The 20,212-nt window shown below is 73.4% G+C and carries 19 protein-coding genes; 7 read left to right on the forward strand and 12 right to left on the reverse strand.

Annotated elements, in window-relative coordinates; all coding sequences use genetic code 11:
* Window positions 1–84: 84 nt before the first annotated feature.
* Entirely contained in the window at window positions 85–927 is an 843-nt protein-coding gene (ddaH, locus tag AB5J87_RS24780) for a dimethylargininase (protein WP_369379388.1), read from the reverse strand.
* A gap of 188 nt (window positions 928–1,115) precedes the next feature.
* Between ddaH and AB5J87_RS24785 the strand changes: the two genes are divergently transcribed.
* Together AB5J87_RS24785 and AB5J87_RS24790 are read left to right on the forward strand one after the other, a co-directional pair.
* Window positions 1,116–1,763 (forward strand): TetR/AcrR family transcriptional regulator, encoded by a 648-nt coding sequence (locus tag AB5J87_RS24785; protein WP_369379390.1) that lies wholly within the window; start codon window positions 1,116–1,118, stop codon window positions 1,761–1,763.
* Between the two features lie 94 nt (window positions 1,764–1,857).
* A complete protein-coding gene (locus AB5J87_RS24790; protein ID WP_369379392.1) occupies window positions 1,858–2,592 on the forward strand; it encodes a bifunctional DNA primase/polymerase in 735 nt (244 codons plus the stop codon).
* A gap of 661 nt (window positions 2,593–3,253) precedes the next feature.
* Here the strand turns inward: AB5J87_RS24790 and AB5J87_RS24795 are convergent.
* From AB5J87_RS24795 to AB5J87_RS24825, 7 genes are all read right to left on the reverse strand, one after another.
* The gene (locus AB5J87_RS24795) at window positions 3,254–4,228 is read right to left on the reverse strand and encodes a hypothetical protein (protein ID WP_369383662.1); all 975 of its coding nucleotides are present in this window, start codon (window positions 4,226–4,228) and stop codon (window positions 3,254–3,256) included.
* On the reverse strand, window positions 4,116–5,111 hold the full coding sequence (gene efeU, locus AB5J87_RS24800) for an iron uptake transporter permease EfeU (RefSeq protein ID WP_369379393.1): 996 nt from the start codon (window positions 5,109–5,111) through the stop codon (window positions 4,116–4,118). Before efeU ends, AB5J87_RS24795 begins: the two co-directional genes overlap by 113 nt.
* A 25-nt stretch (window positions 5,112–5,136) precedes the next feature.
* The gene (efeB, locus tag AB5J87_RS24805) at window positions 5,137–6,429 is read right to left on the reverse strand and encodes an iron uptake transporter deferrochelatase/peroxidase subunit (protein ID WP_369379395.1); all 1,293 of its coding nucleotides are present in this window, start codon (window positions 6,427–6,429) and stop codon (window positions 5,137–5,139) included.
* Window positions 6,430–6,463: 34 nt separating this feature from the next.
* A complete protein-coding gene (efeO, locus tag AB5J87_RS24810; protein WP_369379397.1) occupies window positions 6,464–7,603 on the reverse strand; it encodes an iron uptake system protein EfeO in 1,140 nt (379 codons plus the stop codon).
* A gap of 166 nt (window positions 7,604–7,769) precedes the next feature.
* Window positions 7,770–8,738 carry a heme ABC transporter ATP-binding protein gene (locus tag AB5J87_RS24815; protein ID WP_369379398.1) on the reverse strand — a complete coding sequence of 323 codons (969 nt, stop codon included), beginning with the start codon at window positions 8,736–8,738 and terminating at the stop codon, window positions 7,770–7,772.
* A complete protein-coding gene (locus tag AB5J87_RS24820) occupies window positions 8,735–9,778 on the reverse strand; it encodes a FecCD family ABC transporter permease (RefSeq protein WP_369379399.1) in 1,044 nt (347 codons plus the stop codon). Before AB5J87_RS24820 ends, AB5J87_RS24815 begins: the two co-directional genes overlap by 4 nt.
* Window positions 9,779–9,906: 128 nt before the next feature.
* The gene (locus AB5J87_RS24825) at window positions 9,907–10,920 is read right to left on the reverse strand and encodes a hemin ABC transporter substrate-binding protein (RefSeq protein ID WP_369379400.1); all 1,014 of its coding nucleotides are present in this window, start codon (window positions 10,918–10,920) and stop codon (window positions 9,907–9,909) included.
* A gap of 237 nt (window positions 10,921–11,157) precedes the next feature.
* Between AB5J87_RS24825 and AB5J87_RS24830 the strand changes: the two genes are divergently transcribed.
* From AB5J87_RS24830 to AB5J87_RS24840, 3 genes are all read left to right on the forward strand, one after another.
* Complete coding sequence (locus AB5J87_RS24830) at window positions 11,158–12,567, forward strand: HtaA domain-containing protein (RefSeq protein ID WP_369379401.1); 1,410 nt, start codon at window positions 11,158–11,160, stop codon at window positions 12,565–12,567.
* 111 nt (window positions 12,568–12,678) lie between these two features.
* Complete coding sequence (locus AB5J87_RS24835) at window positions 12,679–14,238, forward strand: HtaA domain-containing protein (protein ID WP_369379403.1); 1,560 nt, start codon at window positions 12,679–12,681, stop codon at window positions 14,236–14,238.
* Window positions 14,239–14,315: 77 nt separating this feature from the next.
* Window positions 14,316–14,981 (forward strand): PhzF family phenazine biosynthesis protein, encoded by a 666-nt coding sequence (locus AB5J87_RS24840; protein WP_369379404.1) that lies wholly within the window; start codon window positions 14,316–14,318, stop codon window positions 14,979–14,981.
* Window positions 14,982–15,216: 235 nt separating this feature from the next.
* Here the strand turns inward: AB5J87_RS24840 and AB5J87_RS24845 are convergent, their stop codons facing one another.
* Window positions 15,217–15,861, reverse strand: coding sequence for a heme oxygenase (biliverdin-producing) (locus AB5J87_RS24845; protein ID WP_369379405.1), 645 nt, complete (start codon window positions 15,859–15,861; stop codon window positions 15,217–15,219).
* Between the two features lie 121 nt (window positions 15,862–15,982).
* The gene (gene map, locus AB5J87_RS24850; RefSeq protein ID WP_369379406.1) at window positions 15,983–16,840 is read right to left on the reverse strand and encodes a type I methionyl aminopeptidase; all 858 of its coding nucleotides are present in this window, start codon (window positions 16,838–16,840) and stop codon (window positions 15,983–15,985) included.
* Window positions 16,841–16,897: 57 nt separating this feature from the next.
* Here map and AB5J87_RS24855 point away from each other — a divergent pair, with 57 nt between their 5' ends.
* Entirely contained in the window at window positions 16,898–17,131 is a 234-nt protein-coding gene (locus AB5J87_RS24855; protein WP_369379407.1) for a hypothetical protein, read from the forward strand.
* Window positions 17,132–17,361: 230 nt separating this feature from the next.
* On the opposite strand, the gene AB5J87_RS24860 is transcribed toward AB5J87_RS24855, so the two are convergent.
* Both AB5J87_RS24860 and AB5J87_RS24865 read right to left on the reverse strand, forming a co-directional pair.
* Window positions 17,362–18,663: an MFS transporter gene (locus tag AB5J87_RS24860; protein ID WP_369379408.1), complete on the reverse strand. Its 1,302-nt coding sequence runs from the start codon at window positions 18,661–18,663 to the stop codon at window positions 17,362–17,364.
* 108 nt (window positions 18,664–18,771) lie between these two features.
* Window positions 18,772–19,374, reverse strand: coding sequence for a hypothetical protein (locus AB5J87_RS24865; protein ID WP_369379409.1), 603 nt, complete (start codon window positions 19,372–19,374; stop codon window positions 18,772–18,774).
* Window positions 19,375–19,493: 119 nt separating this feature from the next.
* Between AB5J87_RS24865 and npdG the strand changes: the two genes are divergently transcribed.
* Window positions 19,494–20,207, forward strand: coding sequence for an NADPH-dependent F420 reductase (gene npdG / locus AB5J87_RS24870; protein WP_369379411.1), 714 nt, complete (start codon window positions 19,494–19,496; stop codon window positions 20,205–20,207).
* Window positions 20,208–20,212: the final 5 nt, after the last annotated feature.

Genomic DNA, 20,212 nt, shown 5'->3' on the forward strand with positions numbered 1-20,212 from the left:
GCGGCGGGACGGCACGTGCCGTGGCCCCGCGCCCCTGGGCCGGTCCTTCGGGCCCGTCCGCGAAGGGCGCGGGGAACAGCGACCTCAGACCCGCAGCTCCTGCGTGCAGCACTTCACGCTGCCGCCGCCCTTGAGCAGCTCGCCCAGGTCCATGCCGACCGGCTCGTACCCCCGCTCCCGCAGGGCCGCGAACAGCCCCACCGCGCCCTGCGGCAGCAGCACGTGGAGACCGTCGCTCACCGCGTTCAGCCCCAGTGCCGCCGCGTCCGCCTCGGAGGCGATCACCGCGTCCGGGAAGAGCCGGGCGAGGACGGCCCGGCTGCCGGGCGAGAAGGCGCCCGGGTAGTACATGATCTCGTCGGCCGCGTCGTCGAGCACGCACAGCGCCGTGTCCAGGTGGTAGTAGCGCGGGTCGACGAGGTCGAGCCCGATCACCGGCCGGCCGAAGAACTCCTGCGCCTCGTCGTGCGAGAGCGGACTGGACCGGAAGCCGCGCCCGGCCAGCAGATAGGAGGCGGTGACGGCGAAGTCGCCCTCGCCCTCGTTGATGTGGGCCGGCTCGTGGATCTCGGTGAAGCCGTGCGAGCGGAACCAGCGCAGATGGGCCTCGGCCTCCGCCTCCCGTTCGGGATGGGCGAAGCGGGCGCCCAGCACCCGGCCGTCGATGACGGTGGCCCCGTTGGCGGCGAAGACCATGTCGGGCAGGTCGGGGCGGGGTTCGAGCAGCTCGACGGTGTGGCCGAGCGCCCGGTAGCGGTCGCGCAGGTCCTCCCACTGGGCGAGGGCGAGCGGCAGGTCGACGGGCTTGGCGGGATCCATCCAGGGATTGATGGAGTACGTGACCTTGAAGTGTGCCGGTGGGCACATCAGATAGCGCCGGGGTCGGGCGACTCGGGGTGCACTGAGGTCACGGGTCTCACTGAGCAATGAGGGCTCCTCACGGACGACTTCGGCAGCACGCGCCGCAGCTGCGGTCGTGTCAGCCCATGGTGCGTCCTGACCGGCGTTCGCGCAGTGATCCGTTCGGGTGTTTTTCGCCGCTTCACACGCTGTTGCCCCGCGCGCGCCCTTGACAGAGACGATACGTTTCGCCTCGGTGGCGCTAGGATCCCGCCATGGCGAACAAGGCGCATCCAGACACAGCGGCGGCGGCCCCGGGGCCCAGGGCGGCCAAGGCGCCCGACGCCGCCCGGCGCAGCGAGCGCTCCCGGCGCGCGATCTACGACGCCGCGCTCTCCCTCGTCGCCGAGACGGGGTACACCAGGACCACCATCGAGGGCATCGCCGCCCGCGCCGGGGTCGGCAAGCAGACCATCTACCGCTGGTGGCCCTCCAAGGCCGCGGTCCTGCTGGAAGCCTTCGTCGACCTCAACCGGGAGGCCGTGCGGGGCGAGGTGGCGCTGCCCGACACCGGGGACCTGGCGGGCGACCTCAAACTGGTGCTGCGGGCCACCGTGGACGAGCTCAACGACACCGCGACCGAGGCGCCGTACCGGGCGCTGGCCGCCGAGGGCGTCATCGACCCCCAGCTGGCCGCCGCCTTCGTGGAGAAGCTCCTCGAACCCCAGCTCACGCTGTACGTGGACCGGCTGCGCGCGGCCCAGGACGCGGGTGACGTACGCGCCGACGTCGATCCGCGCATCGCCCTGGAGCTGCTGGTGGCGCCCCTCGCGCACCGCTGGCTGCTGCGCACCCTGCCCCTCACGCACGCCTACGCGGACACCGTCGTGGAGTACGCCCTGCGCGGACTCGCACCCCGCTGAGGGCCCCGGGTTGGGGGGTACGGCCTCGGCACGTCCGCGATGGTGGGAGCATGGGGGGAGGTTCCCGCGGGGCAACGGTGAGGTGAGGGGATAGATGGGCGCGGAGTACGGGCGTTCCGACAGCACGGAGAGCAGGCTGTCCCGCTGGCTGCGCAGGCGCCCCAAGGACGCCCCCGGCGCCGGTGCCGACCGCCTCGGGCTGCTGCTCGCGACGGCCGCCGCGAAGCTGCCGCTGGCCCCGGCCGCGTATCCCGCCGGGTACCGCTGCTCCTGTGAGCGGGTGGGCTGTCCCACTCCGGCCCGCCACCCCGTCTCGTTCGCCTGGCAGACGCAGTCGACCACCGACCGCGCCCAGATCGAGCGCTGGGCGCAGGGGCAGCCCGAGGCCAACTTCATCACCGCCACCGGCATGGTCCACGACGTGCTGGACGTGCCGCTGGCGGCGGGGCGCGAGGCGCTGGAGCGGCTGCTGGCCGAGGGCGTCGAGGTCGGGCCGGTCGCCGAGTCCGGTGGCGTCGGGGACCAGGCCCGGATGCTGTTCTTCACCGCGACGCGGGGTACGCCGGAGGACGAGGACGAGTGGTGGCCGTGCGAGCTGGACTGCCATCCCGAGACGATGGACGAGCATCCGGGGCTGCGGTGGCACTGCCGGGGCAGCTACGTCCTGGTGCCGCCCGCGCGGCTGCCCGGTGAGCACGAGGTGTCCTGGGTGCGGGGGCCCGAGCACGCGCTGCCCGAGCCGTTGACGCTCCTGGAGGCCCTCACCGACGCGATCGCCCGCCACGGCGCGGCGGACGCCCACGCAGTGGCTTGGCCCCTGGGCCGCTAGGCGCTCCGCGGGGGCGGGGGAGGGGGCGGGTTTCTGCCCGCGGACCGTGCTGGCTCGCTCGCGCCGTTCCCCGCGCCCCTTTCGGGCCGGGTCTTTGTCTGCGGGCCGTGGTGGGCTGGTCGCGCCGTTCCCCGCGCCCCTGGAAACCCGTCCATGCCTGCGGACCGTGGTGGGTTGCTCGCGCAGTTCCCCGCGCCCCTGAAAACCCGTTTTCGTCTGCGGAACGGGGTCGCTCCTCGCGCCGTTCCCCGCGCCCCTAAACCCGCTGGGCCGTGCCCGCCTCTCGTGTCCGCGCGGCGGAGTCGCAAATGTTCACGGCCCCGCGCCCCCCAAAGCCTGTGGCTGAGCTGGGTTCTCCGGCCATCAGTACCCCCTAGGGGCGCGGGGAACTGCGCGAGGAGCGACCACCGGGCCGCAGGCAAAGTCCCGGCCCGATAGGGGCGCGGGGAACTGCGCGAGCAACCCCCACCGGCCCGCAGCCAACGAACTACCCAGGGGCGCGGGGAACTGCGCGAGGAGCGACCACCGGGCCGCAGGCAAAGTCCCGGCCCGATAGGGGCGCGGGGGACTGCGCGAGGAGCCCATCGCCGGGCCGCAGGCGGAGTCCGGGCAGAGCAGGGGCGTGGGGCACTGCGTGGCCCGGCCAGGACCCCGCCCCCGCCTACTCCCCCTTCGCCGAAGTCAACCCCTGCAACCGGTTGATCACGGTGACCGGCGCGTGTCCCTTCGGGACCAGGGCCGCGTCGTCGGAGACCCGCTCCTTCGTCACCGCCGACCGCGCCTCCCCCGTCATCAGCGCCCGCACATCCGCGTTGATGTCGAGCCGCACCCCCTTCGCCGCCGTCTGGCGCTCGAAGTGGCGGGTGGCGAAGAAGACGAGCGCGCCCCCGTCCTGGGTGCGCAGGGCGAGGGGCGCGAAGTCGGCGCCGTCCATCGCCTGGTCCACGTACTGCGTGGACATCCCCGGCCGCGTCGCGCTCTTCTTGCGCAGCTCGCGCCACTGCGTGGTGTGCGGTCCGGGCGCGAACGCGCTCTCGGGGCGGCCGGTGCGCAGATAGGCGGCGTACTTCTCGCTCAGGTCCCGGGGCGCCACCGCGAGCTCCGGGTCGTCGGGCGGCACCGGCCGGGCCCAGCCGTCGCCGTCGGCCGCGAACACCGGGACCTGCCGGGGCGCGAGCACCGAGAGGTGGGCGGCCTTCCAGACGTCCTTCGGCCCGCCGCGTACGAAGACGAGCAGCCAGCGGGTGTCGTCGGGCCCGTTGTCCTTGTCCGTGTTGGAGTCGGCGTCGGCCACGAACCAGCGCGGCCAGCCCGCCTTCCGGGGTATCGCGAACTTCGCGTCCGTCAGCTCCAGCGGCACGTGCTGCGGGTTGCCGCCGGGGCTGGTGGTCCGGCGGGCCTTGAGGCCCGCCTGGTTGACCGCCCCGAGCGGACCGGTGACCCGGCCCGCGTCGAGGGCCGGGTCGAACGCCTTGTCGGCCCTGTTGTACGCGTCGGTGAAGTCGCGGAGCGCCTGCGCGGCCTCAGCCCTGGTCGCGGACGGGACTACTTCCCGCTCGCCGTGCACCGTCACGCAGCCGCTCGCCGTCACCGTCAGTACGGTCACCGCCGCGAGCGCCGCCGCCAGCCGACTCACCCTGCTCATGGACTGCCTTCTGCCCCTCGTCCTTCTTGGCCGCCGCCGCGGGAGCCGAGCTCTTCACGGACTTCGCGAACCCTACCGGGGCGAAGAACAGCGCGAGCGTGGGGATGAGGTACAGCGCCCACACCGTGACCTGGAGGACGGTCGGGTCGGGCTGGAAGTTCAGGACGCCCTTGAGGACCGTCCCGTACCAGCTGTCCGGCGGGATCGTGGAGCTGATGTCGAAGGCCAGGTTCTTGATGCCGGGGATGAAGTCGGCCTCCTGGAGGTCGTGCACGCCGTACGCGAGCACGCCCGCCGCCACCACGACCAGCATGGCGCCGGTCCAGGTGAAGAACTTCGCCAGATTGATCTTGAGCGCGCCCCGGTAGAAGAGCCAGCCCAGGAAGACCGCGGTGGCGAGCCCGAGGAGCGCGCCGATCAGCGGGTCGGTGTTGCCGCTGTCGGAGCCGGCCGCGTGGACCGACGTCCAGACGAACAGCGAGGTCTCCAGGCCCTCCCGGCCGACCGCGAGGAACGCGGTGGCGACCAGGGCGCCGGTGCCGAGCCGCAGCGCCGCGTCCAGCTTGCCCTGGAGCTCGGACTTCAGGAACCGCGCGGTGCGCCGCATCCAGAAGACCATCCAGGTGACCAGGCAGACGGCGACGATCGACAGCGAGCCGCCGAGCGCCTCCTGCGCCTTGAACGTCATCTCCTGCGAGCCGAACTCCAGGCCCGCGCCGAAGCCCAGCGCCACCAGGACGGCGACGGAGATGCCGATCCAGATGGGCCGCAGCGCCTCGCGGTGGTCCGTCTTGACCAGGTACGCGACGAGGATGCAGACGACCAGGCTGGCCTCCAGGCCCTCGCGCAGGCCGATCAGATAATTGCCGAACATACGTTTCCCCTCAGCCCTCGGCCGATCAGCTGAACAGTGCCCGGCCCCACCAGTCGTCCTTGTCGCGGACGCCCGGAGGGACGGCGAAAATCGCCGAACTCACATGCTGGATGTACTCGTTGAGCGCGTCGTGGCGCGCCAGACTGCGCTGCACCGGCAGGAAGCCCTTGCGGACGTCCCGCTGGTAGGCGAGGAAGAACAGGCCCGCGTCCAGACGGCCGAGGCCGTCGGTGCCGTCGGTGAAGGAGTAGCCGCGGCGCAGGATGGTGGCGCCCGCGTTGGAGTCGGGGTGCGCCAGCCGCACGTGCGCGTCCGGCTTCATCGCCTTCAGGAACGGCTCGTCGCGCTCCTTGGCCTTGCCGACCGGGGCGCCCTCGCCCTTGTCGCGGCCGAACACGTCCTCCTGCTCCTGCAGACCGGTGCGGTCCCACGCCTCGATGTGCATGCGGATGCGGCGGGCCACCAGGTAGGAGCCGCCGGTCATCCACGGCGAGCCGTCCTTCGCGCCGACCCAGACGTGCTGGTCGAGGGCGGCGGTGTCGGTGCCCGAGACGTTCCGGGTGCCGTCCTTGAAGCCCATCATGTTGCGCGGGGTCTGCGCCTCGGGCGTCGTCGAGGACGTCTTGCCGAAGCCCAGCTGCGACCAGCGCACCGCGGCCCGGCCCATGGCGATGCGGGCCAGGTTGCGGATCGCGTGCACCGCGACCTGCGGGTCGTCCGCGCACGCCTGGATGCACAGGTCGCCGTCGCTGCGCGCCGGGTCGAGGTTGTCGTGCGGGAACTTCTCGATGTCGACCAGCGCCTCGGGCCGCCTGCCCTCCAGGCCGAAGCGGCCCTTGGCGAAGAGCGAGGGGCCGAAGCCGATCGTCAGGGTCAGCCGGGACGGCTTGAGGCCGAGCGCCTCGCCGGTGTCGTCCGGCGGCGCCTCGGCGAGCCCGCCGTAGGCGCCCTCGCCGACCGTCTGGCCCGCGGTCATCCGGGCCGCGGCGGCCGTCCAGTCCTTGAGGAGGCGGACCAGCTCGGCCCGGTCCTTGGTGGTGACGTCGAACGCGGCGAAGTGCAGCCGGTCCTGGACCGCGGTGGCGATGCCGGCCTGGTGGACGCCGTGGAAGGGCACGGCCGCGCCGGTGTCGGCGGCGGGCACCGCGTCACCGCCGTCGCTCCGCACGGCCGCGACGGCACCGCCGGCCGCGGCGGCGCCGAGCGCCAGCCCCGCACCGCCCCAGCCGAGCAGGGAGCGGCGGGACGGGGCCGAGGACGTGGCGCCCCCGTCGGCGGCGGCCTGGGTGCCGGCGCCGCCGTCGGTCGAGTCGCTCATGGCGGATTCCCTCCTGTCCTGTCTGCGTGCGGGGTTACTTGGCGACGGCCGCGGCGAGCTTGGAGAGCGGCTCGCCCAGCGCGTTGACACCGTCGGACAGCTGCTTGCGGTCGCTCTCGCCGACCTTGTCGTACGAGGTGAAGTCGTACGAGTTCTTGTCGGTGCGGTACTTGTCGAGCTGGGCCTCGATCGCCGCGAACTGCTTGTCGAGCTCGGCGGTCAGCGCCGGGTCGTTCTTGGACGCGACCGGCTTGAGCAGCTCGTACGCCTTCTGGGCGCCCTCGACGTTGGCCTTGAAGTCGACCAGGTCGGTGTGGCTGTAGCGCTCTTCCTCACCGGTGATCTTGTTGCGGGCGACCTCGTCCAGGAGCTCCTTGGCGCCGTTGGCCATGGAGGTGGGGGTGATCTCGGCGGTGCCGACGCGCTTCTGCCAGTCCGCGATGTCCGTGGAGAGCTGGACGCCCAGCTTCTTCTCCTCGTCGCCGATCCTGCCGTCGGTCCACAGCGCCTTCTCCAGGCGGTGCCAGCCGGTCCACGTCTGGCCCTTCTCCAGGCCGTCCTCGCGGGTGTCGGTCTTCGGGTCGATGTCACCGAAGGACTCGGCGACCGGCTCGGTGCGCTCCCAGCCGATGCGCGAGGGGGCGTACGCCTTCTTGGCGCCCTCGACGTCACCGGCGGCGATGGCGTCGGTGAAGGTCTTCAGCTTGGGGAGGGTGTCGTCGGCCTGCTGCTGCACATAGGTGCGGTAGGCGGCGACGGCCGCGTCCAGCCTGGGGTCGCGCTTGGGGGTCTGGGCGCCGCCGGTGACGGTGACCTTCTGGCGGATGCCGCTGCCCTTCATGCCGGGCTTGCAGGCGATCTCGTACGAGCCGGCCTTCACCTCGGCGGTGAGGTTCTGCTTGAGGCCGGGGCCGATGTTCTCGCGCTCGGCGACGATCCGGTCGTCCGGGAAGAGCAGGTAGACCTCGGTGACCTTGGAGCCCTTGTTCTCGATGGCGAACTGCACGTGCCCGGCCGCGAACTCGGTCTTGGAGACCTCGCAGCTCTTGTCCGATGCGGTGACCTTGATCGCGCCGTCGCTGGTGGAGTCGCTCTTCGAGGAGCAGCCCGTGACGGCGGCCAGAGCCGCCGCGGCCGTGGCGGCGGTGACGACGGAGAGACGGACGGCTCGCATGTGGGCTCCACGCTGGGTTCGGTCAGGGGGTGAGGCGGACCTAACTTAACCGAGGCTTACCTGACCGATACCCATCGGGTCAGTGATTCAGCTCTCACCTCCCGTCGCTTCGGATGCGTCGATAACAGGCCAATCACAAGAAGGCCATGACAGGGTCAAGGAGCGGTCAAGCGGCGCTGCGCGGACCATGATCCACCGAATTCGTCCCCGGCTCACACGCCTGCGCCTGGCTGATTTCTTGCGCCCCCACGCGCTTCTCTGCGCCCCCGTGACCCCGTACGGGCTCCCGCTCGGGAACCACCAGCGGAACCCCGGTCCGCGGGTGCGGGAAGACCTCCACGGGCTGCCGGTAGACCCGGCCGAGCAGCTCCGGGTCGAACACCTCGGCGGGCGCCCCCTCGGCCGCGACCGCGCCGGAGCACAGCACCGCGACCCGGTCCGCGTACGCCGCCGCGAGCCCCAGGTCGTGCAGGACGACCACCACGGCGTCCCCCGCCCCGGCCCGCTCCCGGCACAGCCGCAGCACCAGCTCCTGGTGGCGCAGGTCCAGCGCGGCGGTCGGCTCGTCGAGCAGCAGCACGGGCGCGCGCTGGGCCAGCACCCGGGCCAGCGCCACCCGGGCGCGCTCGCCGCCGGAGAGCGCGGCACAGGGGCGGGCGGCGAAGGCGGCGACCTCGGTGGCCGCCATGGCCGCCGCGACCACCTCGTCGTCGGCGTCCTCCCGGTACCGGCCGTCCGCCGTGCGGACACCCGCCCAGGGCGCCCGGCCCATCCGGACCACCTCCTCGACCGCGAAGGGGAAGGAGAGCGCGGCGGACTGCGGGAGCACCGCCCGGCGCAGCGCCAGCTCGCCCGGCGACCAGTCGGCCAGCGGCCGTCCGTCGACCAGCACCTCGCCCGCCGTCGCGGCGAGGTCCCCGGCGAGCGCCCCGAGCAGGGTCGACTTCCCGGCGCCGTTCGGCCCGACCAGGGCCAGCACCTGCCCGGCGCGGGCCGCGACGGACACCCCGTCGAGCACCGCCCGTCCGCCCAGGCTCACCCGCACCCCGCGCGCCTCGGCCAGGACCGCGCCCGGGACGGCGGCGCCGGGCGGGGTCCTCCTGCGCCCCGGTGCAGCGAGACGTGGCAACCTCATGCCCAACCACCTTGTCCACGACGGGTCCTGCGCAGCAGCCAGAAGAAGAACGGGCTGCCGATGAGTGCGGTCAGCACGCCGAGCGGGAGTTCGGCGGGCGCGGCGGCGGTCCGGGCCGCGAGGTCGCCCGCGACCAGCACGACCGCCCCGCCCAGCGCGCTCGCGGGCACCAGGAACCGGTGCCCGGGCCCGGCCGCCATCCGCAGCAGGTGCGGCACCAGCAGCCCCACGAACGTGATGACGCCGGCCACCGCGACCGCCGCCGCCGTCAGCAGCGCGACCACCAGGACCAGGACCAGCCGCAGCCGCTCGACGTCCACGCCGAGGTGGCGGGCCGGGCGCTCGCCCAGCGCCAGCAGGTCGAGCTTGCGGGCGTGCAGCGGGGCGACGGCCAGGCCGAGCAGCGCACACGGCAGCACCGCCAGCACCCTGGGCCAGGTGGCCTGGGCGAGCGAACCCAGCTGCCAGAAGGTGATCTGGGAGATCTGCGCGTTGTCCGCGAAGAAGATGAACAGCCCGATGAGCGCGCCCGCGAAGGCGTTCACGGCGATGCCGGTCAGGATCAGGGTGACCACTTCGGTGCGCCCGCCCGAGCGGGACAGGGCGTAGACGAGCAGGACCGTGGCGAGTCCGGCGACGAACGCGCAGACGGTCACCGTCCAGTTGCCGAAGAAGCTCAGCCCCAGCGCGATCGAGCCGACCGCCCCGGCCGCCGCGCCCGACGAGATGCCGATGACGCCCGGCTCGGCCAGCGGATTGCCGAACACGCCCTGGGTGAGCGCCCCCGCGCAGCCGAGCGAGGCGCCGACGAGCAGGGCGAGGACGACCCGGGGCAGCCGTACGTTCCACAGCACGCTCTCGCCGACCCGGTCCAGCGGCTGCCCGCCGAGACCCACCCGGTGGCGGACCGAGCCGAGCACGTCGGAAAGGGGGATGTGGTACGCCCCGACCCCCGCCGAGACCAGCGCGAGCAGCAGCAGGGCGGCGGTCAGGCCGACGGCCAGCGCCCAGGCGGTCCCGGCCCGGCGGGGTCCGGCCACGGGGTGGGCCGCGGGATCCGCTGCCCGATCGGCTGCCGGATCGACCGCCGGATCAGCCGATGGATCGGCCGTCGGTCCGGCCGCGGGTCCGGCCGCTCCGGCCGGGGGCTTCGAGGGGAGGAGGGCCGTCACTTGGTCCCCTTGTACAACTGGTCCACCAGCGACTTGAGGACCTCGTCCGTGCGCGGGCCGTAGTTGAGGAGCACGCCGTCGTCGATGGAGACGATCCGGCGGTCGAGACCGGCCGGGGTCTGGGCGACGCCCGGGATCTTCAGCAGCCCGTCGATCCCGCCGACCGACGTGAGCCCCTTGCGCATCACGAGGATCGCGTCGGGCGCCGCCTTCACCAGGGCTTCGCTGGTGAGCGGGGTGAAGTCCTTGCGCAGCCCGGACGCCTCGCCCGCGTCGGCCGCGCCCGCCGCCGCGAGCAGCGAGGGTGCGCCCGAGTCGGCGCCGCCGAGCAGATAGACGGCGGCCGAGCCGCGCAGATAGAGGAAGGCGACGCGCGGCTTCTTCCCGTCCGGCGGGGCCGGAACTCCCTTGCGCACGGCCGAGATCCGCTCCTCGGTGCGGGCGGTGAGCTTCTGGCCCGCCCCCGGCACGCCCAGGGAACCGGCCACGGCGGTGATCCGGAGGCCCACGTCGGCGAGGGTCTTGGCGGGGGAGACCACCACGAGCGGGATCCCGGCGGCGCGGATCTGGCCGATCGCCTCGGCCGGGCCGGTGGTGGACTCGGCGAGGACCAGGGTCGGCTTCAGGGAGAGCACGCTCTCGGCCGAGACGTCGTGGGCGCGGGTCACCACCGGCAGTTTCGCGGCCTGTTCGAAGGTGGCGGTGACGTCACGGGCGACCACGTGCCCGCCGAGTCCCAGCGAGAAGACGATCTCGCTGAGCGAGCCGCTGAGCGGCACGATCCGTTCGGCGGAGGCCACTTCGACCTTGCGGCCGTCGGCGGAGTCGACGGTGGTGGGCAGGTGCGGCGCCGCGATGTCCCGCGCGGCCAGCGGCTCGGCGCGGTCGACGGCGGCGGGCGCCGACGGCGCGGCCCCGCCCTTCGCGCCGCTGCCGTCGCCGCCACCGCCGCAGCCGCTGAGGGCGAGTACGGAGATCAGCGCGCCCGCGAGTAGTCGTGTTGTGCGCACCGGGTGCACCGTCCTGTTCGTCTTCGGGGACTCGTCTGCAAGGGGGCCGACACCGAGGAGTCCGGCTCCCGGGGTTCCGTCCTCGCGGAGTTCGCCCTCGGGGGGCGTCGTCCGGAGTCCGTGTTCCGGGAGTTCGTCCCCCTGGGTTCGGCTTCGGCCGGACCGGATGTGGCCCTGTCGGTTGGATCTAGCTTAGGTTAGCCTTACCTTAGTCGCTAGCCCTTGAAGGGGTCCGTCATGCTGCCCTCCCGTTCGTTCGCCGCCGCCCTGCTCACGGCGGTCCTCGGCGCCCTGCTCGTCCCGGCGGGCACCGCGCACGCGGAGGACCGGACGGTACGGGGCGGCCGACTGGACTGGGGCATCAAGTCCTCCTTCCAGAGCTATGTCACCGGCCCGGTGGCGCAGGGGAGTTGGGCCCTGCTCGGCGGGGCCGCGACGACCGGGGCGAACCAGTTCCGGTTCCACTCGGCGACCGGCGCCTACGACCCCGGCGGCGGCTCCCTCGACGCCGCCTTCTCGGGCGGGGTCCGCTTCACCGGACACCGCAAGGCCGACGGCACCCACCAGCTCGACCTCACCGTGGCCCGCCCCACCGTCCGCGTCTCCGGCGGCCGGGGCACCCTCTATGCCGACCTGACCAGCCGCGCCAAGGGCAGCGGCACCGTCACCACCGCCCGGCAGGTGCCGCTCGCCGCGCTCTCCCTCGGCGGGATCGACATGCGGGGCGGGAGCACCCCGATCGCGCTCAACAACGTTCCGGCGACGCTGACTTCGCAGGGGGCGGCGGCCTTCGCCGGGTACTACCCGGCCGGTACCGTGCTGGACCCGGTGAGCCTGTCGGTGGACACCCGGGCGCCGTCGCGGGCCCCCGCGAGCGCGTCCGCCGAGCCGTCGGCCACCGCGCCCGCCGCCCCGTCCGCCGGGGGCTTCGCGGACGCGGCCGTCGACTGGGGCGTGCGCCGCACCTTCCGGGAGTACGTCACGGGGCCGGTCGCGGGCGGTCGCTGGACCCTGACCGGCGGCGCCCGGGACGGCGGCGCGCTGTTCCGCTTCCCGGCCGGGCACGGCACGTACGACGCGGAGAAGGGCGCGCTCGCCGCCGAGTTCGCGGGTGCGGTGCGGTTCACCGGGGCGCACCTCGACCTCACCCTCGACCGGATCGCGGTACGGGTCGAGGCCGGGCGCGGCACGCTCTCCTCGGCGGGACGGCCGCTGATCACCTTCCCGGCGTCCGGACTCGCGCCCCGCGACGGCCTGGTGACCCTCACCGAGGCCCCGGCCACCCTCACCGCCGAAGGCGCCCAGGTGTTCGCGGGGATGTACCCGGCGGGCACCCGGATGGACCCGCTCTCGCTGGCGGTCGCGGTGACCGACGCGGCCAGGGCCCGCATCCCGGCCCTGCCGGACCTGGGCACCCAGGCGGCCCCTTCGTCCCCGTCCGCCACCCCGTCACCGTCCGCCTCGGCGAGCCCCGCCGCCTCCACCGGGTCCGGCCCGGACCGCACCGGCCTGTACACGGCGGTCGCGGGGGCCGCTCTGGTGGCCGCCGCCGCGGGAGCGGGCTGGGTGCTGGTCCGCCGCCGCAGGGCCGGGCGGCCGGAGGAGCCCGCGGCCCCGGCCGCCGCCCCGACGACCGACCACCAGTGACCACCACCGACCACTACTGACCCACCACCGGTCACCACCGACCACCCCTGGCCTTTCCTCCTCCCGTCCCATCCGTCCCATTTCCCCCGACCCACCCAGGAGTTGCCGACCATGTCCGTCACCCCCCGTCTCCGGCCCACCGCGCGTACGGCCGCGATCGCCGTCGTGTGCGCCGCCACCGCCACCACGGCGGTCGGCGTCGCCCCGGCGTTCGCCGCGCCCGCCGCGTCCGGCGCGCCCGCGAAAGTGGAGCTGAAGAACGCCACCCTCGACTGGGGCTTCAAGGAGAGCTTCCGGCGGTACATCGGCGCGGGCGGCATCACCGTCGGCGGCGGCGCCAGGCAGGCCGCCGGGAACGGGCCGTTCACCTTCGTGGACGGCACCGGTACGTACGACCTGCCCGTGCACGCCAGCGCCTCCGCCTTCAAGGGCAGCGTCCGCTTCACGGCCCACGGCGGCGTCCTCGACATCACGCTCTCCGACCTGAAGGTCTCCACCACCGCCAAGACGGGGGTGCTCACCGCCGACGTCACCAAGAAGGACGGCGGCAAGGACACGACGGCCGACGACGTGCCGCTCGCCGACCTCGACCTGTCGGGCGTGCGGCCGTCGCAGGGTGCCGTGATGGTCTTCAAGGACATCCCGGCCAGCCTCACCAAGCAGGGCGCGGAGGCGTTCAACGGCAACTACAAGGAGGGCGAGAAGCTCGACCCGGCCACCCTCACCTTCCCGCTGGGCGCGGACCCGACCAAGCCCGACCCGACGAAGCCCGACCCCACCAAGCCGGACCCGACCAAGCCGGACCCGACCAAGCCCGACCCGACCAAGCCCGACCCCACCAAGCCCAAGCCCGTGGACCCGGACAAGGTCGTCAAGGCCAGGCTGAGCTGGGGGGTCAAGGAGTCGTGGCGCCGGTACATCGCCGGCGGCGGCCGTACCGAGGTCTCCGAGGGGGCCTCCGCGACCACCGACTCCTTCGGGTTCCCGCTGAACAAGGGCGAGTTGCGCAAGGACACCCGTACGGTGAACGCGTCCTTCAACGGCAAGGTGCGCTTCACCTTCGCCGCCCACGGCAACCTCGACATCGCGTTCGGCGCGGTGCGCGTCGAGGCGGCCGGGGCCAAGGGCACCCTGCTGGTCGACGTCACCACGCCGCAGGGGGTCAAGAAGGACGTGAAGTTCGCCTCGCTCGACCTGTCCAAGGCCGACTTCACGGCCCGCGCGAACGTCGTCCGGCTGACCGCGATACCGGCCGCCTTCACCGCCGACGGCGCCGCGGTCTTCGCCCGTCCCGGCGAGAAGTCCCAGTACAACGCGGGTGACGCGATCGACCCGGTGACCCTCGCCCTCGGCCTCACCCAGGACGCGGACCTCGGTGACACGGCGGGCTCCTCGGGCGGCTCGACCGGCGGATCCGGCGCCTCCGGCGGTACGGGCGGCACCGGCACCTCGGGCGGTACGGGCGGTGCCACGGCCGCGACCGTCGGCGGCGGCTCCGGCACCGGCGGTTCGGTCACCGGCGGCGGAACGGCGGGTGGCACCGCCGAGCTGGCCGCCACCGGCTCCGCCACGCCCACCGGCCCGCTCCTCGGCGCCGCCGCGGCCGTCGCGGTGACCGGCGCCGCGGCCGTCGGCCTGGCCCGCCGCCGGGGCGGCCTCGGCCGGGCCTGACCCCTTACGTACGGCAGGGCCGCACCCGTTCCCGGGGTGCGGCCCTGCCGTCGCTCCGGGTGTTGTTGAATGCCGGGGTGAGGGAAAACGGCGTACTCATCGACGTGCTCAGGGTCTTCTGCGGCCCCGACGGCGGCCACGGCAATGCGCTCGGCGTGGTGCGCGAGGGCTCCGCGGTGCCCGACGAGGCGGCCCGGCAGGCGCTCGCCAAGCAACTGGGCTTCAGCGAGACGGTCTTCGTCGACGACCCCGAGCGCGGCGCCGTCGACATCTACACCCCGGGCCTGCGGCTGCCCTTCGCGGGCCATCCGCTGGTCGGGGCGGCCTGGCTGCTCGACATCGAGGTACTGGAACTGCCCCTGGGCGAGGTCTTCGCGCGCCACGACGGCGAGTTCACCTGGATCACCGCCCGCCCGGAGTGGGCCCCGCCGCGCACCCTGCGCCAGTACGGCTCGGCCGCCGAGGTGGAGGCACTGGAGGTGCCCGAACCGGGGGAGTGGCTTTACGCCTGGGCCTGGGAGGACGAGGCCGCCGGCCGGATCCGGGCGCGGGCGTTCCCGGGCCGGGGCGACGGCATCGAGGAGGACGAGGCGACGGGTTCGGCGGCCCTGCTCCTGACGGCACACCTGGGCCGCGCCCTCAACATCACCCAGGGCAGGGGCTCCCAACTCCTGACGGCCCCCAACCCCGACGGCACAACAGACCTGGCAGGCAGAGTCCGCCTGACCCACCCCCAAAACTAGGAGAAACGAGGGGGCCCGAAGGGCCTACGGCCTACTGGGGGGCGCGGGGAACTGCGCGAGAAGCGAGCACGGTCCGCAGGGGGACGGGGGTTTGGGGGCGCGGGGAACGGCGCGAGGAGCGAGCACGGCCCGCACGCCGAAAGAAGCCGAAGGAAGCCGAAAGAAAAGGGGCGCGGGGAACGGCGCGACCGGCCACCACGGACCCGCACGCCGAACACCACGCCCCCAAGCCACCTCACGCGCTCAGCGGAAACTCCTCCCCCAACTCCCGGAACACGGCAGTGTTCAAAGCGAACGCCCGCCGACACTCCTCCACCACCCGCTTCCGCTCCAACTCATCCATCTCCACCCCGTCCAGCAGCGCCCGGTAATCCCGCTTGAAGGCGGCCGGGTTGGAGATCGACTCGAAGACGTAGAAGCGGACGCCGTCGCCCTTGCGGGCGAACCCCCACGTCTTCTCCGCCCGGTCACGGATGATCTGACCGCCGGAGAGGTCGCCGAGGTAGCGGGTGTAGTGGTGCGCGACATACCCCGCGGGCCACGTCACCGCGCACTCGCGGACCCGCGCCGCGTACGCCCGCGTCGCGGCCAGCGGCGTCGCGGTGCTCCGCCACTCGGGGCCGCGCAGATGCGCCAGGTCCCGTTCCAGCTCGGCGGTCCGCATCAGCTCGGGCCGGATGAACGGGCCCGCGACGGGGTCGCTGCTCAGCGCCCCCGCGCCCTCCTCCAGCGCCTGGTACACGAACCACAGCTGCTCGGTGTAGCGCGCGTAGGCCGCGACGCCCAGGCGTCCGCCGAGCAGGTCGCCCATGAAGGGGGAAGTCTCCGCCTCGGTGTGCTGTTCGTGCGACGCCGTGCGGATGAGGGTGGAGAAGGGCATGTCCAAGGCGTGCCTCCGGAGACCGAGGGGTACGGGAACCTGCACCGATCCTGCTACTTAGGCTTACCTAAGTCAACTGGTTCCCGACAGTCTGTCGGTAAATACGTACCCCTCGGACCGGTCACGGCAACGTGAGGATCTCCGCGCCCGTCTCCGTCACCACCAGCGTGTGCTCGAACTGCGCCGTGCGCTTGCGGTCCTTGGTGACGACCGTCCAGCCGTCCTCCCACATGTCGTACTCGTGGGTGCCCAGCGTCAGCATCGGCTCGATGGTGAACGTCATGCCCGGCTTGATCACGGTGGTGGCGTGCGGGGCGTCGTAGTGCGGCACGATCAGGCCGGAGTGGAAGGCGGTGCTGATGCCGTGCCCGGTGAAGTCCCGCACCACGCCGTAGCCGAACCGCTTGGCGTACGACTCGATGACCCGGCCGATGATGTTGATCTGGCGGCCGGGCTTGACCGCCTTGATGGCCCGGTTGAGGGACTCCCGCGTCCGCTCGACCAGCAGCTTCGACTCCTCGTCGACGTCGCCGCAGAAGTAGGTGGCGTTGTTGTCGCCATGCACCCCGCCGATGTACGCGGTGACGTCGAGGTTCACGATGTCGCCGTCGTTCAGGACGGTGGAGTCGGGGATGCCGTGGCAGATGACCTCGTTGACCGAGCTGCACAGGGACTTCGGGAAGCCCCGGTAGCCGAGCGTGGAGGGGTAGGCGCCGTGGTCGCACATGTACTCGTGCGCGACCCTGTCGAGCTCGTCGGTGGTCACACCGGGCGCGATCAGCTTGGCGGCCTCCTCCATCGCCCGTGCGGCGATGCGGCCCGCGATCCGCATGAGCTCAATCGTTTCGGCGGTCTGCACCTCCGGGCCGGTGTACGGCGTGGGCATGGGCTTTCCGACGTACTCGGGACGCCGGATGTTGCCCGGGACGGAGCGGATGGGAGAGAGCTCCCCTGGTACGAGCAGCGACTGGCCAGACATGGCGGCGAGTCTATCGAGCCGGGTTGGGGCAGCATGGTCCAGAGGAAGGAGCACCCCATGGCGCTGTTCAAGAGACGTACGACGGGCAAACCGGGCGAGTGGTACTACTGCCTGGTCCACCAGAAGGTCGAGGAGGGCCCGGAGTGCCCGGCGAAGGACCGGTTCGGGCCCTACGGCAGCCGCGAGGAGGCCGAGCACGCCATGGAGACCGCCCAGGAGCGGAACCTGGAGTGGGAGACCGACCCGAAGTGGCACGACAAGAGCGAACAGGGCCGGACGGACGACGCGTAGCGCCGCGCCCGGCCGGGCGGCCGACGCCTGGCACCGTGCCGCGCCCGGCCGCCGACGCCTGACGGCGTGTCCCGCCCGGCCACTGACGCCTGATGCCGTGTCCCGCCCGCTCCACCGGCGCTTGAGGCCGTGCCCCGCCCGCCGGCGCTTGAGGCCGTGTCTGGCCCGGCGGCCGACGCCTGGCGCCGACACATGAAGCCGTGCCCGGCCCCGACGCCCCCGCCGGCCCCTCAGCCCACCGCCGGTGCCGGGGCGTCGTGTTCTTGCTTGGCCGCCCGGCGGGCCGCCGCGTCCGGGTCGGTCGCGGCGTCGTACGTGAGCAGCTTCGGCAGCGCCGCCGCGAGCAGGCCGACCGCGGCCACGCAGGCCACGCCGCCGGACCAGACCGCCGTGCGCGTCCCGGTCCATCCGGCCATCGCTCCGGCCCGCACCTGGCCGAGCTGCGGGCCCACGCTGTACGAGAGGACCTCGATCCCCGCGAGCCGCCCGCGCAGCTCCTCCGGGATCGTCTGGTTCCAGATGGTGGAGCGGCCCAGTCCGCTCAGCATGTCGCCCGCGCCCGCCAGCGCCAGGCAGGCCAGGACCAGCCAGACGTTGGGCAGCAGCCCCGCGCCCACGATCGCCGCGCCCCACACCGCGGCCCCGGCCACCACGAACAGGCCGTGCCGGCGCACCCGTGAGGTCCAGCCGCTGGTCAGGCTGAGCAGCACCGAGCCGAGCGACCCGGCCGCGTACATCAGACCCAGCGCCCAGGGCGCCCCCAGGTCGTCGGCGAGGAAGGGGAAGATCGCGTTCGGGAAGGCGAAGAACATCGCGGCGAGGTCGATCGCGTAGGTGCCGAGCAGCACCGGGCGCGACCAGGCGTACCGGGCGCCCTCCGCTATGCCCCGCAGCGACGGCTTCTCCGCGCCGTGCGCGGGCGGCGCGGGGGAGAGCCGCAGGCACATGAGCACCGAGACGGCGAAGGTGACGACCGTGCAGGCGTACGCCGTGGCGGTGCCCGCGTACGCCACCACGATGCCCGCCAGCGACGGGCCCGCGATCGCGCCGAGCTGCCAGCGCACCGCGTTGAGCGCGGCGGCGGCCGGGATCTGGTCGTGCGGGACGATCCGGGCCTGCAGCGAGTCGAGGGCGGGGCGCTGGAGCCCGGCGAGGGCCGATACGCCCGCGGCGACGACGTACAGCGGCCACAGCATCGGGTGCGGCAGGGCCGCGTTGCCGAGCAGCAGCAGGGCCAGCAGGCCCAGGCCCGCCTCGGTGCCCAGGATCACCTTGCGGCGGTCGACGGCGTCCGCGAGCGCGCCGCCGTACAGGCCGCAGACCACGAGCGGCACCAGTTCGACGGCCCCCATCACACCGACCGCCAGCGGTGACCCGGTCAGCTCCTTCAGCTGGAGCGGCAGCGCCACCAGGGCCATGAAGCTGCCGAAGGTGGTGATCAGGCCCTGGACCCACAGCAGCCGGTAGTCCGCGCTGGAGCGCCAGGGCGAGAGGTCGGGCAGGACCGCGCGCAATCGGGAGGAGGAGGACACGAGAGGCCATGTTCCGTTTGCGCCGGACCGGCGGCAACCGAATTACGCCCCGGAGCGGTTGCTGCCCGCCCTGTCAGGGGATCCCGGCACCCCTCGCACGAACCCACCTCACCACCGCATGGGCGGTGGTGCCGTCAGCTGGTCGGCCAGGTGGGAGAGGCGGTCGCGGAAGCGCCGGCGGCCCCGTTGGACGGGCAGGCCGTTCTCCCCGGCCGCCGCGCTGACCAGGTGCTGGACCGTGTCCAGGTCGAGCTCCGCGCCCGGCGGGACCGTCAGCGACTCGTGGACCAGGCCCTGCACCTCGCAGTCGCCGCCGTCCAGGGACAGCACCCGCGCCCCGGCCCGCCGGGCGTCGTGCATCCGTTCGAGGACCGGGTCCTGGGGCCGCTCCGGCGCCACCACCAGGAGCGTCTCGCCCCTTCCGGCCGCCGCCAGCCGGCCGAGCCCGACCGACAGGTGCGGCGGCCCGCCGGGCTCCACCCGGTGCCGCACCAGCGTCGGGGTGAGTTCGGGCAGCCCCGACCAGGCCGCCTCGTCGGTGAGGTGCGCCGCCAGGTGCCACGGCTCGTACGCCTCGGTCCCCACCAGCAGCAGGCCCCCGCCGTTGGGCACCACGGACGCCCGCAGCGCCCCGGCGAACCGGCGGGTGCCGCGCAGCCACTCCGTCCCCGCCAGGACTTCCCGCAACAGTGCGACGCGTACGGCATCCATGGCCCGGCATCCTCGCGCACCGCGCCTTCCCGGGGCGGCACTTCGGCCACTCCTCACCCGAACGGGAGCGGGCGCACCTGGTTCGTACTCCGGGGTAATCCCCGGCGTAAGGTCGGCCCATGACTTCTACTGAGAGTGCCGCGAACACCCCCAAGCCCGCCGCCAAGGACCCGTGGGACCTGCCCGACGTGTCCGGTCTGGTGGTCGGTGTGCTCGGCGGCACCGGCGACCAGGGCCGCGGCCTCGCCTACCGGCTGGCCCGCGCCGGCCAGAAGGTGATCATCGGCTCCCGCGCCGCCGAGCGCGCCCGCGCCGCCGCCGAGGAGATCGGCCTCGGGGTGGAGGGCGCCGACAACGCCGAGTGCGCGCGCCGCAGCGACGTCGTGATCGTCGCGGTGCCGTGGGACGGGCACGCCAGGACCCTGGAGGCGCTGCGCGAGGAGCTGGCGGGCAAGCTGGTCGTCGACTGCGTCAACCCGCTCGGCTTCGACAAGAAGGGCGCCTACGCCCTCAAGCCCGAGGAGGGCAGCGCCGCCGAGCAGGCCGCCGCCCTGCTGCCGGACTCGCGGGTGACCGCCGCCTTCCACCACCTCTCGGCCGTGCTCCTCCAGGACCCCTCGATCGAGGAGATCGACACCGATGTGATGGTGCTCGGCGAGAGCCGCGCCGACACCGACCTGGTGCAGGCGCTGGCCGCCCGGATCCCGGGGATGCGGGGCGTCTTCGCGGGGCGGCTGCGGGGCGCCCACCAGGTGGAGTCGCTGGTCGCCAATCTGATCTCCGTCAACCGCCGCTACAAGGCGCACGCCGGGCTGCGCGTGACCGACGTGTAGCTGCG

It is taken from the genome of Streptomyces sp. cg36 (assembly GCF_041080675.1).
Lineage (GTDB): Bacteria > Actinomycetota > Actinomycetes > Streptomycetales > Streptomycetaceae > Streptomyces.

Coding starts and splice junctions, on each gene's coding strand:
- AB5J87_RS24785 (WP_369379390.1), top strand. CDS start 1,116: ATGGCGAACAAGGCGCATCCAGACACAGCGGCGGCGGCCCCGGGGCCC.
- AB5J87_RS24790 (WP_369379392.1), top strand. CDS start 1,858: ATGGGCGCGGAGTACGGGCGTTCCGACAGCACGGAGAGCAGGCTGTCC.
- efeU (WP_369379393.1), bottom strand. CDS start 5,111: ATGTTCGGCAATTATCTGATCGGCCTGCGCGAGGGCCTGGAGGCCAGC.
- efeB (WP_369379395.1), bottom strand. CDS start 6,429: ATGAGCGACTCGACCGACGGCGGCGCCGGCACCCAGGCCGCCGCCGAC.
- efeO (WP_369379397.1), bottom strand. CDS start 7,603: ATGCGAGCCGTCCGTCTCTCCGTCGTCACCGCCGCCACGGCCGCGGCG.
- AB5J87_RS24815 (WP_369379398.1), bottom strand. CDS start 8,738: ATGAGGTTGCCACGTCTCGCTGCACCGGGGCGCAGGAGGACCCCGCCC.
- AB5J87_RS24830 (WP_369379401.1), top strand. CDS start 11,158: ATGCTGCCCTCCCGTTCGTTCGCCGCCGCCCTGCTCACGGCGGTCCTC.
- AB5J87_RS24835 (WP_369379403.1), top strand. CDS start 12,679: ATGTCCGTCACCCCCCGTCTCCGGCCCACCGCGCGTACGGCCGCGATC.
- AB5J87_RS24845 (WP_369379405.1), bottom strand. CDS start 15,861: ATGCCCTTCTCCACCCTCATCCGCACGGCGTCGCACGAACAGCACACC.
- map (WP_369379406.1), bottom strand. CDS start 16,840: ATGTCTGGCCAGTCGCTGCTCGTACCAGGGGAGCTCTCTCCCATCCGC.
- AB5J87_RS24855 (WP_369379407.1), top strand. CDS start 16,898: ATGGCGCTGTTCAAGAGACGTACGACGGGCAAACCGGGCGAGTGGTAC.
- AB5J87_RS24865 (WP_369379409.1), bottom strand. CDS start 19,374: ATGGATGCCGTACGCGTCGCACTGTTGCGGGAAGTCCTGGCGGGGACG.
- npdG (WP_369379411.1), top strand. CDS start 19,494: ATGACTTCTACTGAGAGTGCCGCGAACACCCCCAAGCCCGCCGCCAAG.